A 267-nucleotide genomic window follows, 5' to 3' on the forward strand; every position below is an offset into this window, starting at 1 on the left:
GCCCTATGTTTTTTTATACTTTGTTAGCTGGCGTTATTTTTTCTTTTTCTTATTTGTCACCCGAACATTCTCATTTGGACGTGCTTTTGATTTTTTTTTAAAGTCGTCACGTCTTGCAAGTGGTCAAGCACTTCTTTTCCGTCTTGAAACCCTATGCCGCCAAGTTTAATCAGTGCTTCATTTCCAGTCGGTGGATTCTGCATTACAGTTGGACTTAATACAAAAACCGGAATGTCCATTTCCAGTGCGGATTTTCCTGCTGCAAAT

The 267-nt window shown here is 39.3% G+C and carries 1 protein-coding gene; it reads right to left on the bottom strand.

The window, feature by feature from the left end; genetic code table 11:
• Positions 1–56: 56 nt before the first annotated feature.
• Positions 57–267, bottom strand: a 211-nt coding sequence (locus R0J92_RS23475) for a hypothetical protein (RefSeq protein WP_411053449.1), incomplete at its 5' end; no start/stop codon positions are given.

The organism is Tritonibacter sp. SIMBA_163, assembly GCF_046535935.1.
Lineage (GTDB): Bacteria > Pseudomonadota > Alphaproteobacteria > Rhodobacterales > Rhodobacteraceae > Epibacterium > Epibacterium scottomollicae.